Origin of the sequence: Rahnella sp. Larv3_ips, assembly GCF_003697865.1 — a bacterium.
Taxonomy (GTDB): Bacteria; Pseudomonadota; Gammaproteobacteria; order Enterobacterales; family Enterobacteriaceae; genus Rahnella; species Rahnella rivi.
This window is the reverse complement of record NZ_MJIB01000014.1, coordinates 26,552-44,647: the sequence shown is the minus strand read 5'-3', so window position 1 is coordinate 44,647 and position 18,096 is coordinate 26,552. Positions and strand designations below refer to the sequence as shown.

The following is an 18,096-nucleotide window of genomic DNA, read 5'->3' as shown; positions in this document are numbered from 1 at the left end:
ATTGAGCGGGAGAAGCGGAGCAGAGGATCATCCCTCTGCCCCGCCGCTTTCCGGTTGCCGTTAGCCAACCACTAACTGATGGTTCGCCAGCAGCGTCGCCAGATCGGTGTGAACGTTGGTCAGCGTGGCGATGGTGGTCATCGACTGCGCTGTGCCGCTGCCATCCAGATCGACCTTAATGACGGTGTCATTCCCTTCGGTGCTGACGCTCAGGTACTCCGCCAGATTGCCGACGCCAGCGCCCAGGGTGGCGACGCCGTTGACGTAGCTGGCATCTGCCGTACCGGTGTAACCGCTCGACTGCAACAGATCGCTCAGATCAAGTCGGTCGGTGTTCGCCGTGCCTTCCCATGTGCCGACCGTAAAGCCGTTGATGGTATCGGCACCGTTACCGCCGGTGGCGTCAGCACTGTCGAGCAACTTGTACAGCAGCGTGTCGTGCCCGCCGTTGCCCAGGTTGAAGGTGTCGTTGCCGCCGCGCCCTTCGAACACGTTATCGCCCGCGCTGCCGGTGAACACATCGTCAAAGTTCGACCCGGCAATGCCTTCGATATCTTTGAAGGTTGACGTGTTGAACCCGGTGTTCTGGGCATTGGTGTTGCTCAGATCCACGGTGACTCCGCTGGTGGCATTGCGGTAATCGACGATATCCTGACCCCCGGTGGCGCTCCATGTCGCATGGTCTGACGTGGTGCTCCAGCCGCCGGAACCGTTGTAGATATAGGTGCCGCTTTCCGCGATAAACGTATCGTTGTAGCCGGTGCCGGTAAGGGTGCCGCTTTGTCCGCCGGTGGCGGCATCCGCCGTTACCGAGTAGCTGCTGGTGCCATCGCCTGCGGTCAGGTCAGTCCAGGTAGCATTGGACGACACGCCGTTGATGTTGCGCACCAGCACCGCCGAATAGGTTTCATTCGGATCCAGCCCGTAGAAATTCACCAGCGCCGAGGCATCGTTAATCCCGATACCTGACTGGGCGTTGATGATCTGCGAGGCCACCAGTTCACCGGCTGAGTTGTACAGCTGTACGGTATTGCCGTAGAACACGTTCATCCCTTCGCCGTCGAGAATGCGCAGGTGGATCGCCGTGCCGTCGGCAATGGTGCTGTTGTTGGCGATGTACACCACTTTGCCGTTAGCCTGCGACACCAGCAGATCCTGTGTTCCGTTCCAGTCGTAATCGAGGGTGGCAATCCCCGTGACGTTGACCAGTGCGGTGGCCAGCGTGTTGCTGCTCCAGTTGTTACCGGTGCCGTCATTCATGAACAGCGTGGCGGTCTGGCTGCCGGAGTAGGTGCTGAACTTGATGATGTCCATATCACCGTCACCGTCCCAGTCCACGGCGGCGGAGAGATACCCGGCTGACGCCGCATTCGTCGTCGCCGCGCCCACCGCCGTTGGCGTGGTCAGCAGGGTGCCCTGCCCGCTGTTGTAATAAATCGCGCCGCCATAGTTGTATGTGCCGTTCGGGTTCAGACCGGAGGAAATGTACAAATCCATCAGGCCGTCGCCGTTGAAGTCCGCCCAGGTCATCGACACCGCCGTGGTGGTGTTGGCCGCATTCGGCACAAAGACGTTGGCGATATTTTGGGTTTCTGTCAGCGTGCCGGTTCCGTTGTTGCTCACCACCGTCAGCGCATACGCGCCGTTGCGGTTGGTGTGCTGAACGATGTCCACGGTACCGTCGTTGTTGATATCCACGCCGGAGATTTCACGGTATGTCACCCCCGCCAGCCCTGCCGCGCCGTTGGTACCGTCCGCGGAAAGTACGCCGTTGTTATTGACCAGATACGTACGGGAGTCGCCGCCCGCATCGCCGTAGGCCAGATCCACCCAGCCATCGCCGGTTTTGTCGTAAGCAATCACGCCGCCATACCAGATCAGCGTGCCGACAGCCTGCTGGCCGTAGGTGTAAGTGCCGTCCGGGTTCGCCGTCCATTTGCCCTGGATGCTGCCGCCGTAGTTGGTTTCCGTCGCATAAATGTCTGACGTGCCGTTACGGTCGGTATCCGCCAGCGTATAACTCACCACAATGTTGCCGCGGGAGTTGGTCAGCGTGGTGCCGGTATAGCTGTTCAGGTCGGTACTGGTGTAATCGGAGATACCGGTGACAATGTTCCACAAACCGTTAGCGTTCACGCTGAACGCCATCGCGTTGGTGGTTGTCGCCCCTGCGGTGGTGGCCCAGCTGGTGTCCACGGCGGTTTCGGCATACACGATGATCGCGCTGGTGCTGATGCCCGCATCGTTACCGTTACCGGCGCTGCTTCTTACCTGCGCGGTCACGTCATAACTTGCCAGCCCCAGAGCGCCCGGCACCTGCAAATACCAGGTGTTATTGAGCGGATCGACGACCACGGCACCGCCAGCTTCCGACGTGTAGGTCACGCCGTTGACCACCACCTGCACATACATGCCTTCGCCCAGCGCTTCGGACAAGGTCCCGCTGATGATCGGCGTGGTGTCCTGCGTAGATTCCGCTGTCACGGTGGCAATGGTGGTCGGAATTGACGTATCCACGGTCAATGTAAAATCGGTGGATGACGTGGTGTTCCCCGCCAGATCCTGCGAAGTCGCGACGTAAACATAGGTGCCGTCAGCCAGCGCCGAATCCGAGAAGGTCCAGGCCAGACCGACCACCGTCGCGACGCCAACAAACACGCCGTTGCGGTAGATTTTCAGCACTTCGCCATCGGCCAGCGCCTTGCTCAGCGTGCCGCTCAGCGTCGGTGCGGTTTCATCGGTGTAAGTGCCGGAACCGAAGGATCCCTGACGGTCGCCTTCGTCATCCGAATACTGAACGATGGTCGCGACCGCTTCCGGGTTCAGCGTGTCGATGACCACGGTCTGGCTGCCGATCGTGCCGATGTTGCCTGCCTGATCGATAACCCGGACCTGCACGTTATGATTGCCGTCGGTCAGCACGGTGCCGGTGGCGTCATAGCTCCATGACTGGCCGTTAACGATCACATCCGTCCAGGTGTTGCCGCCGTCGAGGCTGATTTGCGCCCTTTCGTCGGTCGCCAGCGTTGCGCTAAGTCTTCCCGTGAACGTCAGGGTATTGTCGCTGGTAATAAAGTCACTGGCGGAATCGCCGGTGTCAGTGCTGATCGCGCTAATGGTGATGAGTTGCGTCGGCGCGGTGGTGTCAATGGTCACCACCTGCTGCGCGGTCTGGCCGACGTTACCGGCCTGATCCACCACGCGAACCTGATACAGCGTCTGGCCGTCGGTCAGCGTGCGGCCATCCACGTAGCGCCAGGTGCTGCCCTGTAGCGTCACGGTGGTCCAGGTCGCGCCGTTATCAACACTGATTTGCACCACTTCGCCTGCGCCAAGTTCCGCGCCAATCGAACCGGTGACCGTCAGCGAGGTATCGCTGGTCACGAAGTCGCTGTCTGAAATACCGGTGTCCGTGCTGATGCTGTCGATGGTCACGGTTTTAGTGCTGTCCGGCGCAACGGTATCAACGGTAACCACTTTCGAGGTCACGCTGCCGACGTTACCCGCCGTGTCCACCACGCGGACGTTATAGGTGTAATCACCGTCCGTCAGCGTGCGGCCATCCACAAATGTCCAGCCGGTGCCGATGGTGGTCGCGTTCGACCAGGTCACACCGCCATCGAGACTGACCTGCACGAACTCGTCGGCAGCCAGCGCCGCGCCGAGCTTACCGGTGACGGTCAGCGCGGTGCTGCTGGTCACAAAGTCGGTGCTGCTCAGACCGGTATCCGGACTTATTGCATCAATACTGACGGTTTTGCTGCTGTCCGGTGCCGTGGTATCGATGGTGACCACCTGGCTGGCGGTCGCGCCGACGTTCCCGGCCAGATCGACCACGCGCATCTGGTAGTTGTAATCCCCGTCGGTCAGCGTACGGCCATCGATGTAGGTCCAGGTCAGGCCGCTGATGCTGACGTCTTGCCAGGTAGTGCCACCGTCGAGGCTGATTTGGGCATACTCATCCGCCCCCAGCGCCGCGCCGAGCGTGCCGCGCAGGTTAATGGTGGTGTCGCTGGTGATAAAGTCGCTGTTGCTCAGGCCGGTATCCTGCGAAATCGCATCGATACTGATGGTCTGGCTGGCGTCCGGTGCCAGGGTATCAATCACCACGGTCTGCGCCGCCGTCGAACCGACGTTGCCTGCCGCATCAATCACCCGCACGTTATAGGTGTAACTGCCATCCGCCAGCGCGCTCCCCTGCGCATAGCGCCAGGTCGTGCCGGTCACGGTTAAGTCAGTCCAGGTCACCCCGCCATCCAGGCTGATTTGCGCGAATTCGTTGTTGCCCAATGCCGCAGACAGCGTGCCGTTAAGCGTGATGGTGTTATCGCTGGTCACGAAATCGCTGTTGCTGCGGCCGGTGTCATCGCTGATCGAATCCAGGGTGATGGTCATCGATGGCGCAGTGGTATCAACTGCAATGTCGTGACTGGCCGCACCGACGTTGCCGATGCTGTTGGTGACCGACGCGGTGATGGTGTAATTCTCGCCATCCGCCAGCGCATTCACCGCATTGGCGCTGAGGTTCAGCGTCCAGTTCTGGTCGTTGCCGACCTGCGTGGTGTAGCTCTGGCCGTTCAGCGTTACCGTCACGATGGAACCTGCCGGTGCCGTTGAGGTCCCGGTAATCGCCAGCGGCCCGGCGTGTTCCGCCGCGCTGATCACGTCGTCCTGCGCGAAGGTGTTGATGGTGACTTCAGGCACCACACCGCTGAGGCTGACAGAAGAATCCGCCGCTGCCGGGTTCCCCGCCACATCCGTCACGGACGCGCTGACGGTATAACTGCCGTCGGCCACACCGTTGAAATCTGCCGCAGGCACATTCACGCTCCACGTCCCTTCTGCGGTGACGGTGCCGTGGTATTCGCGGTTGTTGAAGGTCACGGTCACCGTCTGACCGGCTTCTGCCGACGTGGTGCCGCTGATGGTCTGACCCGCCTGCTGCTCGGTGGTGTTGATGATGTCATCACCGGCAATGGTGCTGATGGTCAGCGTCGGCGCAAGGGTATCGACAATCACTGACGCGCTCGCCGAGGCCGGGTTGCCCGCCACGTCCGTGGTGCTGGCGTTGACCGTCAGGGTGCCGTCCTGCAAGGCTGCCACGTCGTCCTGCGGAACCTGCACCGACCAGGTGCCGTCGGCGTTAACCCGCGCGGTATACGTGACACTGTTGAGCGTCACGCTCACCGTCTGACCAGCCTGCGCCGTGGAGGTGCCGCTCAGGGTTAATGGCTGTCCCAGTTCTGCCGCGTTCAGCATGCCGTCGGTGGTGATCGGGTTGATCAACAGCGCCGGTGCGGTGGTATCCACCAGCACGTCATGGCTGGCGCTGGCCGGATTACCCGCCGTATCGCGGGCGCTGGCGGTCACGGTGTAGTTACCGTCCGTCAGGCTGGCGACATCGGTCGCCGGAACGCTCAGCGTCCAGTCACCGTTGACATCCACCTGTGCGGTGTAGGTTTTGCCGTTCAGCACAACGGCGACTTCTGTGCCGGAAATCAGTTTTTCACTGCTGCCGGAAAGCGTCAGGCTGTTGCCGTGCTCCGCCGCATTGATGATGTCGTCCTGCGCAATCGCATCGATGCTCAGGCTGACCGCATCGGTATTGACGGTGATCAGATGGCCGGTGCTGCCGGTGTTGCCCGCGCTGTCGGTGATGCTCACCGTGAAGGTCGTTTCGCCGGAGGCCAGCGCGCTGATCACGCTCGCCGGTACGCCAACGCTCCAGTTGCCGCTGGCATCCACTACGGTGGTGTAGGTGTTGCCGTCAATCACCAGCGTCACCAGATTGCCCGCCTGCGTCCCGGTGCTGCCACCGGTGATCACCTGCGCCTGCGCATGTTCTGCGGTGTTCAGCACATCATCACCGGCGACGGTGTTGACGGTGACCACCGGCGCAGTGACATCCACCAGCAGGGCGCTGTCGGTGCGGGTGCTGTTACCGGCGATATCGCTGACGCTGGCGCTGACGGTGTAAGTGCCGTCAGTGATCGCCCCCGCGTCCGCCGCCGGCACCGTGGTGTTCCAGGTGCCGTCTGCCGCCACGTCGGCGGTGTAGGTTTTACCGTTAAGGGTAATCGTCACCTGCTGACCGGCTTCGGCGTTTGTCGTCCCGCTCACGACCACGTCTGCGCCCGCTTCGGCGCTGTTGAGCACGTTGTCACCGGCGATCACGTTAAGGCTCAGCGTTGGCGCGGAAGCATCCACTTCTGCGGTATTCGCCGCGCTGGCGCTGTTGCCCGCCGCATTAGTCACGCTGACAGTCGCCGTGGCGTCGCCGTCTTTCAGCGCAGCCATGTCCGCTGCCGGAACGTTCACGCTCCAGCTGCCGTCGCCGGCCACTTTGGCCGTGTAAATGTGACCGGCAAAGTTAACGGTCACGTCGCGACCGGCCTCGACGTTTTGCGTCGTGCCGCTCAGGGTCAGGTCTGCCGCTTTTTCCGCGGCGTTGATGATGTCGTCCACCGCAATGGTATCGACGGTGATCGCCACGCTGCTCAGATCAACGGTGATGTTTTGCGTGATGGTCACCGGGTTACCGGAAGCGTCCGCGCCGCTGACGGTGATCGCCAGCGGGCCCGCAGGCCAGTTCGCCACGTCCGCCGCCGGAATGGCCGCCGACCAGCTGCCGTTGGCCTTCACGCTGGCTGAATAATCCACGCCGTTCACGGTCACCGTCACAGTGCTGTTCGGTTCCAGATCGGTGCTGGTGCCGCTGATGATCTGGTTTTGGTTAATTTCAATACTGTTGACGATGTCGTCACCGGCCACGGTATCCAGACGCAGGCCCGGCAGATTGGCGTCGATGGCGATATCGCGCTCGCCGTTGCCGGTGTTGCCGTGCTGGTTGGTCACGCTGGCGCTGACGGTCAGGTCGCCGTCGCCGAACCCTTGCAGGTCAGCCGATGGCACGCTGACGCTCCAGCTCAGATCTGCCTGGACTTTAGCTTCATACGTTTTGCCGCCGAGCGTAATGGTGACAGTGTCACCCTCTGCCGCGTTGGTGACGCGGCCGCTCAGGGTCTGGTCTGCCGCCGCTTCGGCAGCGTTGATCACGTCGTCGCCCGCCACCGCATTGATGATCACGGATGGCAGCGAGGTATCGACAAGCAGGTTAGCGCTTTCGGTGATGTTGTTGCCGATATCGCTGTTGGCGCTGGCGGTCACGCTGTAGTTCGCTTCGCCCAGTGCCGCCAGTGCGCTGGCCGGAACCGTCAGGCTCCAGACGCCCGCCGCAATCTGCGCGGTATAAGTCACGCCGTTCAGCGTCACGGTAACCTGCGTGCCTTCGCTCAGGTTGGTGCCGGTGCCGGAAATTGTCAGGTCTTCACCTTTTTCAATGGCATTCAGCACGTTGTCCTGCGAAATCGCATCAATGCTCAGGCCCGGCAGGCCGGTGTCGACGGTGACATCATGGGTCTGAGAACCGGTGTTGCCTGCGCTGTCGGTGATGCTGACGCTGACGGTATAAGTGCCGTCAGAAATGCCGCTGATCACGCTGGCCGGTACGCCGACGCTCCAGTTACCGCTGGCATCCACCACGGTGGTGTAGGTGTTGCCGTCAATCACCACTGTCACGGTGTTACCGCTGACCGTGCCGGTGCTGCCGCCGCTGATCACCTGCGCCTGAGCGTGTTCGCTGAGGTTGATGACATCGTCACCGGCGATAGTGTTGATGGTCACCACCGGCGCGGTCACGTCCACCAGCAGCGAGCCGGTTGCGCCGGTGGTGTTACCGGCGATATCGCTGACGCTGGCGCTGACGGTGTAGGTACCGTCGGTGATCGCCCCCGCGTCTGCCGCCGGCACCGTGGTGCGCCAGGTGCCGTCTGCCGCGACTTCCGCGGTGTAGGTTTTGCCGTTAAGGGTAATCGTCACCTGCTGACCGGCTTCGGCGTTTGTCGTCCCGCTCAGCACCACGTCTGCGCCCGCTTCGGCGCTGTTGAGCACGTTGTCTCCGGCGAGAGTGTTGATGGTCAGCGTTGGCGCGGAAGCATCCACTTCTGCGGTATTCGCCGCGCTCGCACTGTTGCCTGCCGCGTTGGTCACGCTGACGGTGGCCGTGGCGTCGCCGTCTTTCAGCGCAGCCATGTCCGCTGCCGGAACGGTCACGCTCCAGCTGCCGTCGTCGCCCACTTTGGCCGTGTAAATGTGACCGGCAAAGTTAACGGTCACGTCGCGACCGGCCTCGACGTTTTGCGTGGTGCCGCTCAGCGTCAGGTCTGCGGCTTTCTCTGCCGCGTTGATGATGTCATCAACCGCGATGGTATCGACGGTGATCGCCACGCTGCTCAGATCAACGGTGATGTTTTGCGTAATGCTCACCGGATTGCCGGAGGCGTCCGCGCCGCTGACGGTGATGGCCAGCGGGCCCGCAGGCCAGTTCGCCACGTCCGCTGCCGGAATGGCCGCCGACCAGCTGCCGTTGGCCTTCACGCTGGCAGAATAATCCACGCCGTTCACGGTCACCGTCACATTGCTGTTCGGTTCGAGATCGGTACTGGTGCCGCTGATGATCTGGTTTTGGGTAATTTCGATGCTGTTGACGATGTCGTCACCGGCCACGGTATCCAGACGCAGGCCCGGCAAATTGGCGTCGATGGCGATATCGCGCTCATTCGACCCGGTGTTGCCGTGCTGGTTGGTCACGCTGGCGCTGACGGTCAGGCCGCCGTCGCCGAACCCTTGCAGGTCAGCGGATGGCACGCTGATGCTCCAGCTCAGATCGGCCTGCACGTTGGCTTCATACGTTTTGCCGCCGAGCGTAATGGTGACAGTGTCACCCTCTGCCGCGTTGGTGACGCGGCCGCTCAGGGTCTGGTCTGCCGCCGCTTCGGCGGCGTTGATGATATCGTCGCCCGCCACCGCATTGATGGTGACGGATGGCAGCGAGGTATCGACAAGCACATTGTGCGTGGCGCTGCCGGTGTTGCCCGCCGCGTCGGTGCTGGAGGCGTTCAGCGTGTAGTTCGCTTCGCCGAGGTTTGCGACATCAGTTGCCGGAACGTCCAACGTCCAGACGCCGCCGCTGACCTGGGTGCTGTACGCTTTGCCGTTGAGGGTCAGGGTGACGGTTGAACCGTCCGCGCCGTCGCTGGTGCCGCTGACGGTGAGGGCCTCACCTTTTTCAATGGCGTTGATCACGTCATCAGAGGCCACGGTGTTGATGGTCAGTACCGGAGGAACGGTATCTACCGTGACGTCGTGCGTGACGGAACCCGGATTGCCCGCCGCGTCTTGTGCGCTGGCAGTAATGGTGTAGCCGGTATCGTTCAGGGAACTGACCACAGAGGCCGGAACGCCGACGCTCCAGTTGCCGTTCGCATCCACCGCGGCGGTGTAGCTGTGGCCGTCGATCTCAACCGTGACCAGCCCGCCCGCAGGCACGCCGGTGCTGCCGCCGGTGATCATCAGGTTTTGCTGATGCTCCTGCGCGTTGATCACGTCGTCGGCGGCCACGGTATTGATAGTCAGCGTTGGCGCAGTCACGTCCACCAGCAGCGAGCCGGTTGCGCCGGTGGTGTTACCGGCGATATCGCTGACGCTGGCGCTGACGGTATAAGTGCCGTCAGTGATCGCCCCCGCGTCTGCCGCCGGCACCGTGGTGCGCCAGGTGCCGTCTGCCGCCACGTCGGCGGTGTAAGTTTTACCGTTAAGGGTAATCGTCACCTGCTGACCGGCTTCGGCGTTTGTCGTCCCGCTCACTACCACGTCTGCGCCCGCTTCGGCGCTGTTCAGTACGTTGTCACCGGCGAGGGTGTCGATGGTCAGCGTTGGCGCGGCGGTGTCTACTTCCACAGTATTCGCCGCGCTGGCGCTGTTGCCTGCCAGATTGGTGACGCTCACGGAAACGGTAGCGTCGCCGTCTTTCAGCGCCGCCATGTCTGCCGCCGGAACGGTCACGCTCCAGCTGCCGTCGTCGGCCACTTTGGCGGTGTAGGTATGACCGGCGAAAATCACCGTGACATTCTGACCGGCTTCAACGTTTTGCGTTGTGCCGTTCAGGGTCAGATCTGCCGCTTTTTCCGCCGCGTTGAGGATGTTGTCGGTGGTGACGGTGTCGATGGCGATCGCCACACCGGTCAGATCCACCGTGATGTCGTCAGAAATGGTGACATTGTTTCCGGCTGAGCTGGTGCCGCTGACGGAAACCGTCAGCTCGCCCGCAGGCCAGTTCGCCACGTCTGCCGCCGGAACGGCCGCTGACCAGCTGCCGCTGGCGTTCACATTCGCCCGATACTCCACGCCGTTGACCGTCACGATCACCGTGCTGCCTTCGGCGATACCGGTGCTGGTGCCGCTGATGATCTGGTTCTGGTTAATTTCAATGCTGTTGACGATGTCGTCACCGGCAATGGTATCAATGCGTAAACCGGGGATCGCCGCATCGATGGCAATATCACGCTCACCGGAACCGGTGTTGCCGCTGAGATTGGTCACCGTTGCGGAAACCGTCAGCGCGCCGTCGCCCATTGCCGCGAGATCGGCAGCCGGAACGGTCAGGCTCCAGGTCAGGTCATTTTGTACCTCGGCGTGATACGTCTTGCCGCCCACGGTGACCACCACCTGTTGCCCCGCTTCCGCATGGAGCACGGTGCCGCTGATCACCTGATCGGCGGTCACTTCGCTGGCGTTGATCACGTCATCACCGGCCACCACGTTGATGGTCACGGCCGGGCTGTCAGAAGAGGTTTGCAGCCCTTTGCTGACTGAACCGCTGTTGCCGTACTCGTCGGTGCCACGCACGCTCACCTGATACAACGCCTGTCCGAGGTTCGCCAGATCGCTCGCCGGAACGTCCGCACTCCACGCGCCGTTGGTCACGGTGCCCTGATAGTCCAGACCGTTAAGCGTGACGATAACCTGGGTGCCATCCGCCAGACCGGACACCGTACCGGTGATGGTCAGGGTGGTGAGCGCTTCGGTGGCATTAAGGATGTTGTCGCCACCGGCCATGTCATTGATGGTAAATACCGGCGCGGTCGTTTCGACGGTCACATCGCGGTTTGCAGAACCCGTGTTCCCGGCCACGTCCGTCGCCTGTGCGGTGATGGTGTAGCTGCCGTCGTTCAGACCGCTGATCACGTCCGCCGCAACGCCGACGCTCCAGTTGCCGCTGGCGTCGCTGACCGTACGGTAATCGACGTTATTGATGGTGACGATAACAACGCTGCCCGCCTCCACGCCGGAGACGGTGCCGCTGATCACCTGCGCCTGCGCATGTTCGCTGCTGTTAATGACGTTATCGCCCGCGACGGTGTTGATGGTCACGACCGGCGCGGTGAGATCTACCTGCGCGGTGCCTGTTGCCGATGCCGGATTGCCCGCGATATCGCTGACCGAGGCGTTGATGGTGTAGCTGCCATCGCCCAGGCCGGAGAACACAGTGCCCGGTACGGTGGTGGTCCAGGTGCCGTCTGCGGCAACCTGCGCAAGATAGGTATTGCCGCCGAGCGTAATGGTGACGGTCTGCCCGGTTTCAGCGGTGCTGGTGCCGGTCAGCGTGACGTCTGCATTGCCCGAAACGGCGGTCAGCACGTCGCTGCTGGTGACGGTATTAATGGTCACCACCGGCGCGGAAGCATCCACTTCTGCGGTATTCGCCGCACTGGCGCTGTTACCTGCCGCGTTGGTCACGCTGACGGTGGCCGTGGCGTCGCCGTCTTTCAGCGCAGCCATGTCCGCTGCCGGAACATTCACGCTCCAGCTGCCGTCGTCGGCCACTTTGGCCGTGTAAATGTGACCGGCAAAGTTAACGGTCACGTCGCGACCGGCTTCAACGTTTTGCGTGGTGCCGCTCAGGGTCAGGTCTGCCGCTTTCTCCGCCGCGTTGATGATGTCATCCACCGCGATGGTATCGACGCTGATCGCCACGCTGCTCAGATCAACGGTGATGTTTTGCGTAATGCTCACCGGATTGCCGGAGGCGTCCGCGCCGCTGACGGTGATGGCAAGCTCGCCCGCAGGCCAGTTCGCCACGTCCGAGGCAGGGATTGCCGCCGACCAGCTGCCGTTGGCCTTCACGCTGGCGGAATAATCCACGCCGTTCACGGTCACCGTCACAGTGCTGTTCGGTTCGAGATCGGTGCTGGTGCCGCTGATGATCTGGTTTTGCTGGATTTCGATGCTGTTGACGATGTCGTCACCGGCCACGGTATCCAGACGCAGGCCCGGCAGGTTGGCGTCGATGGCGATATCGCGCTCGCCGTTGCCGGTATTTCCATGCTGGTTGGTCACGCTGGCGCTGAGGGTCAGGTCACCGTCGCCGAACCCTTGCAGGTCAGCCGATGGCACGCTGACGCTCCAGCTCAGATCGGCCTGCACGTTGGCTTCGTAGGTCTTGCCGCCGAGCGTAATGGTGACAGTGTCACCCTCTGCCGCATTGGTGACGCGGCCGCTCAGGGTCTGGTCTGCCGCCACTTCGGCGGCGTTGATCACGTCGTCGCCCGCCACCGCGTTGATGATCACGGATGGCAGCGAGGTATCGACAAGCACATTGTGCGTGGCGCTGCCGGTGTTGCCCGCCGCGTCGGTGCTGGAGGCGTTCAGCGTGTAGTTCGCTTCGCCGAGGTTTGCGACATCAGTTGCCGGAACGTCGAGCGTCCAGACGCCGCCGCTGACCTGGGTGCTGTACGCTTTGCCGTTGAGAGTCAGGGTGACGGTTGAACCGTCCGCGCCGTCGCTGGTGCCGCTGACGGTCAGCGCTTCGCCTTTTTCGATGGCGTTGATCACGTCATCAGAGGCGACGGTGTTGATGGTCAGCACCGGTGCAGCGGTATCCACCGTGACACCGTGCGTGACGGAACCCGGATTGCCCGCCGCGTCTTTCGCGCTGGCAGTAATGGTGTAGCCGGTATCGTTCAGGGTGCTGACAACAGACGCCGGAACGCCGACGCTCCAGTTGCCCGACGCATCCACCGCAGCGGTGTAGCTGTGGCCGTCGATCTCAACAGTGACCAGCCCGCCCGCAGGCACGCCGGTGCTGCCGCCGGTGATCATCAGGTTTTGCTGATGCTCCTGCGCGTTGATCACGTCGTCGGCTGCCACGGTATTGATAGTCAGGGTTGGCGCGGTCACGTCCACCAGCAGCGAGCCGGTCGCGCCGGTGGTGTTACCGGCGATATCGCTGACGCTGGCGCTGACGGTGTAAGTGCCGTCAGTGATCGCCCCCGCGTCTGCCGCCGGCACCGTGGTGTTCCAGGTGCCGTCTGCCGCGACGTCGGCGGTGTAGGTTTTGCCGTTAAGGGTAATCGTCACCTGCTGACCGGCTTCGGCGGTTGTCGTCCCGCTCAATACCACGTCTGCGCCCGCTTCCGCGCTGTTCAGCACGTTGTCACCGGCGAGGGTGTCGATGGTCAGCGTTGGCGCAGAGGTGTCCACTTCTGCGGTATTCGCCGCGCTGGCGCTATTACCTGCCGCATTAGTTACGCTGACGGTCGCCGTGGCGTCGCCGTCTTTCAGCGCCGCCATGTCCGCTGCCGGAACGGTGACGCTCCAGTTGCCGTCGTCGCCCACTTTGGCCGTGTAAATGTGACCGGCAAAGTTGACGGTCACGTCGCGACCGGCTTCAACGTTTTGCGTCTTGCCGCTCAACGTCAGGTCTGCCGCCTTTTCCGCCGCGTTGATGATGTCGTCAGCCGCAATGGTATCGACGGTGATCGCCACGCTGCTCAGATCAACGGTGATGTTTTGCGTAATGGTCACCGGGTTACCGGAGGCGTCCGCGCCGCTGACGGTGATGGCCAGCGGGCCCGCAGGCCAGTTCGCCACGTCCGCTGCCGGAATGGCCGCGGACCAGTTGCCGTTGGCCTTCACGCTGGCAGAATATTCCACGCCGTTCACGGTCACCGTCACAGTGCTGTTCGGTTCGAGATCGGTACTGGTGCCGCTGATGATCTGGTTTTGCTGGGTTTCAATGCTGTTGACGATATCGTCACCGGCCACGGTATCCAGACGCAGGCCCGGCAGGTTGGCGTCGATGGCGATATCACGCTCATTCGAGCCGGTGTTGCCGTGCTGGTTGGTCACGCTGGCGCTGACGGTCAGGTCACCGTCGCCGAACCCTTGCAGGTCAGCCGATGGCACGCTGACGCTCCAGCTCAGATCTGCCTGCACGTTGGCTTCGTAGGTTTTGCCGCCGAGGGTGATAGTGACTATGTCACCCTCTGCCGCGTTGGTGACGCGGCCGCTCAGGGTCTGGTCTGCCGCTGCTTCGGCGGCGTTGATCACGTCATCGCCCGCCACCGAATTGATGATCACGGATGGCAGCGAGGTATCGACCAGCACGTTGTGCGTGGTGCTGCCGGTGTTGCCCGCCGCGTCGGTGCTGGAGGCATTGAGGGTGTAGTTCGCTTCGCCGAGGTTTGCCACGTCGCCCGCAGGAACGTCCAGCGCCCAGACGCCGCCGCTGACCTGGGTGCTGTACGCTTTGCCGTTGAGGGTCAGGGTGACGGTTGATCCGTCCGCACCGTCGCTGGTGCCGCTGACGGTGAGGGCTTCGCCTTTTTCGATGGCGTTGATCACGTCGTCGGAGGCCACGGTGTTGATGGTCAGTACCGGAGAAACGTTATCTACCGTGACGCCGTGCGTGACGGAACCCGGATTGCCCGCCGAGTCTTTCGCGCTGGCAGTGATGGTGTAGCCGGTATCGTTCAGGGTGCTGACCACAGAGGCCGGAACGCCGGCGCTCCAGTTGCCCGACGCATCAACCGCAGCGGTGTAACTGTGGCCGTCAATTTCAACCGTGACCAGCCCGCCCGCAGGCACGCCGGTGCTGCCGCCGGTGATCATCAGGTTTTGCTGATGCTCCTGCGCGTTGATCACGTCGTCGGCAGCCACAGTATTGATGGTCAGCGTTGGCGCGGTCACGTCCACCAGCAGCGAGCCGTTCGCGCCGGTGGTGTTACCGGCGATATCGCTGACGCTGGCGCTGACGGTGTAAGTGCCGTCGGTGATCGCCCCCGCGTCTGCCGTCGGCACCGTGGTGCGCCAGGTGCCGTCGGCCGCGACGTCCGCGGTGTAGGTTTTGCCGTTAAGGGTAACCGTCACCTGCTGACCGGGTTCGGCGGTTGTCGTCCCGCTCACAACCACGTCCGCGCCCGCTTCGGCGCTGTTCAGCACGTTGTCACCGGCGATCACGTTAAGGCTCAGCGTTGGCGCGGCGGTGTCTACCGTCAGTTCCTGCGCCGCGCTGGCGTTATTGCCCGCGACGTTTGTCACGCTGACGCTCACGTTGGTGTCGCCGTCTTTCAGATTTCTGATGTCCGCCGCCGCAACGGTGACGCTCCAGCTGCCGTCCGCCTGCACCGTCGTCTGATAGGTGCCGCCCGCGAAATTCACCGTCACCTGCTGACCGGCTTCGACATTTTGTGTGGTGCCGCTCAGCGTGACATCTGCCGCTTTTTCCGCGGCATTGAGGATGTTGTCCAGCGCGATGGTGTCGATGGCAATCGCCACGCTGCTGAGATCAACGGTGATGTTGTTGGCAATGCTGACGCTGTTGCCCGACGTGCTGGAGCCGGTCACGCTGATGTTCAGCTCGCCCGCTGGCCAGTTCGCCACGTCTGCCGCCGGAATGGCCGCTGACCAGCTGCCGCTGGCACTCACATTCGCCCGATACTCCACGCCGTTGACCGTCACGATCACCGTGCTGCCTTCGGCAATGCCGGTGCTGGTGCCGCTGATGATCTGGTTTTGCTGGATTTCGATGCTGTTGACGATGTCATCGCCCGCAACGGTATCTATGCGCAAGCCCGGCAGACTGGCGTCGATGATGATTTCGCGCTCGCCGTTGCCGGTGTTGCCGTGCTGGTTGGTCACTGACGCGCTGACGGTAAGATTTCCGTCGCCAAGCGCCTGCCAGTCTGCCGCTGGCACGCTGACGCTCCAGCTCAGGTCGTCTGCGACGGTGGTCTGATAAGTGTGGCCGCCCAAGGTGACGAGCACGGTATCGCCCGCCGCCGCATGGGTGACTTTCCCGCTGAGGATCTGGTCAGCGGTGATTTCTGTGGCGTTGATGATGTCATCGCCCGCGGTGACGTTCACCGTGACCTGCGGTAACACGGAATCCACCTGCACCTGATGCGATGCGCTGCCGGTGTTTCCGGCCGCGTCGGTGCTGACGACGGTCAGGGTGTAATGGGCTTCGCCGAGTTTCGCCACATCGGACGCCGGAATGCTGACTGACCATTGGCCGCCGCTGACGCGGGTGGTGTAATCCACACCGTTGAGCGTCAGGGTGACGGAGGTGCCATCCGGGCTGCTGCTGGTGCCGGTGACGGCCAGCGCTGCGCCTTTGGCTTCGGCGTTGATCACGTTTTCAATCGCGACGGTATCGATGGTCAGTTCCGGCAAATCGGAAGACAGTACGAGGGTAGAGGTCTGGCTGCCGGTATTGCCTGCTTTGTCGGTGATGCTGACGCTGACATCGTGGCTGCCGTCTGCCAGCGAACTGAACACGGACGCCGGTAAACCGATGCTCCATGAGCCATCCGCCGCCAGCGTTGTGGTGTAGGTCTGGCCGTTGATGATCAGCGTGACGGTGTCGCCCGCTTCCCCGCCGGTGCTGCTGCCGCTGACGATGTGCGCCTGCATTTGCTCCGCGCTGTTGAGGATGTTGTCACCGGCGATGGTATCGATGGTGACGACCGGCACGGTGGTGTCTACGCGGAAATCATGCGTGGTGGAAGTGCTGTTGCCCGCCGCATCACTGACGCTGGCGCTGAGGGTAACGTTGCCGTTCGCCAGTGCGCCTGCCTGCGCGGCCGGAACGCTCACGGACCAGTTGCCGTCTGCGCCAACGGTCGTGGTGTAGGTCTGGCCGTTCAGGTTCAGAGTGACGGTCTGACCGGCACCGGCATCGGAGGTGCCGCTGAGGATCAGGTCGCTGCCCGCTTCCGCCGCATTAAGAATGTCATCGCCCGCCAGCGTGCCGATGGTCAGCGACGGAGGGTGCGTATCCACTGTCAGCGTTGAGGCGGAAGTGATGTTGTTACCGGCGCGATCCACGCCGCTGACCTGCACGGTGTGAACGCCGTCAGCCAGAGCCTGTGCGTCTGCCGCCGGCACCTGCACGGACCAGGAGCCGTCTGCGCCCACGGTGGTCTGCCAGCTTGAGCCGTTGAGTGAAACGGTCACGGTGGTGCCCGCCGCCAGGTTTTCGCTTTTACCGGAAAGCGTAACGTCGCTGCCTGCTTCGGCAGCGTTGAGCACGTTATCGCCCGCCATGGTGTCGATGCTCAGGGAGGCTTTGGCCGTGACAATGGTCAGGGTGATGGAGCCTGCGCTGGTGGTGGAACCGTTGCTTTCCTGTACCACCATGTAGGTATGCGAACCGGCAGACTGCGCGGCCAGTTGAGCGGTCCACTGCCCGTTTGCGTCAACCACGGTGGTGGCAATGATGTTACCGCTGGCATCCACAATGGCGATATCCGCCCCCGGATACCCGGTGCCGGTGAATGTCGGACGCGTGTCGTCGGTCACCGCCTGATTCGCCAGAATGCCCTGGCTGTCGCCCTGCGTGTCGGTCACGAGGAACGTCGGCTGTGCCACTTCGACATCTTTGGTGTTATCGATGACCCTGGTTTTTTCGTCGGTGCCGCCGCTGTGACCCAGCAACGCGCCCGCCGCGCCCGCGCCCAGCACACCGGCCAGCAGGTACGGCCATTCCACGGTCACTTCTGCCGTGCTGAGCATTAAGCTGCTCATGTCCGCCAGCGGGGTTTCCGCCGCGGTGAGGGTAAATACCGGCGTATCATGAGGGGCAGTGGCGTCGGTGAAATTCACCTCGGTCATCTGCTGATTTTCATCCTGAAAGACCAGTTTATTCTCGTCTTTATCACCTATATTCTCGAAATATCCTACACAGCGAATAACCGAACCATCCTGCATATGAATAATCAGATCATTGCCGCTGCGTTCATAGCTGGCGACATTTTTCACTGCGTCATGAATAACGACCACACCGGATTCATTCATCGCGACGGATGTATTTCCTTCTGCGGTGAAAACATTTTTCAATGACGTTTTACGAGAGATAATATCCATGGTTTTGCTCATGATATTGTGTCCATTCCTTTTATATACCCAATAGGTGTT

Annotated in this window: 1 protein-coding gene; it reads right to left on the bottom strand. The window is 62.2% G+C overall.

The genetic code is table 11. From position 1 onward, the window contains the following. Positions 1–60 precede the first annotated feature (60 nt). A complete protein-coding gene (locus tag ED901_RS16900; RefSeq protein ID WP_122096595.1) occupies positions 61–18,057 on the bottom strand; it encodes an Ig-like domain-containing protein in 17,997 nt (5,998 codons plus the stop codon). Positions 18,058–18,096: the final 39 nt, after the last annotated feature.

Coding starts and splice junctions, on each gene's coding strand:
- ED901_RS16900 (WP_122096595.1), bottom strand. CDS start 18,057: ATGAGCAAAACCATGGATATTATCTCTCGTAAAACGTCATTGAAAAAT.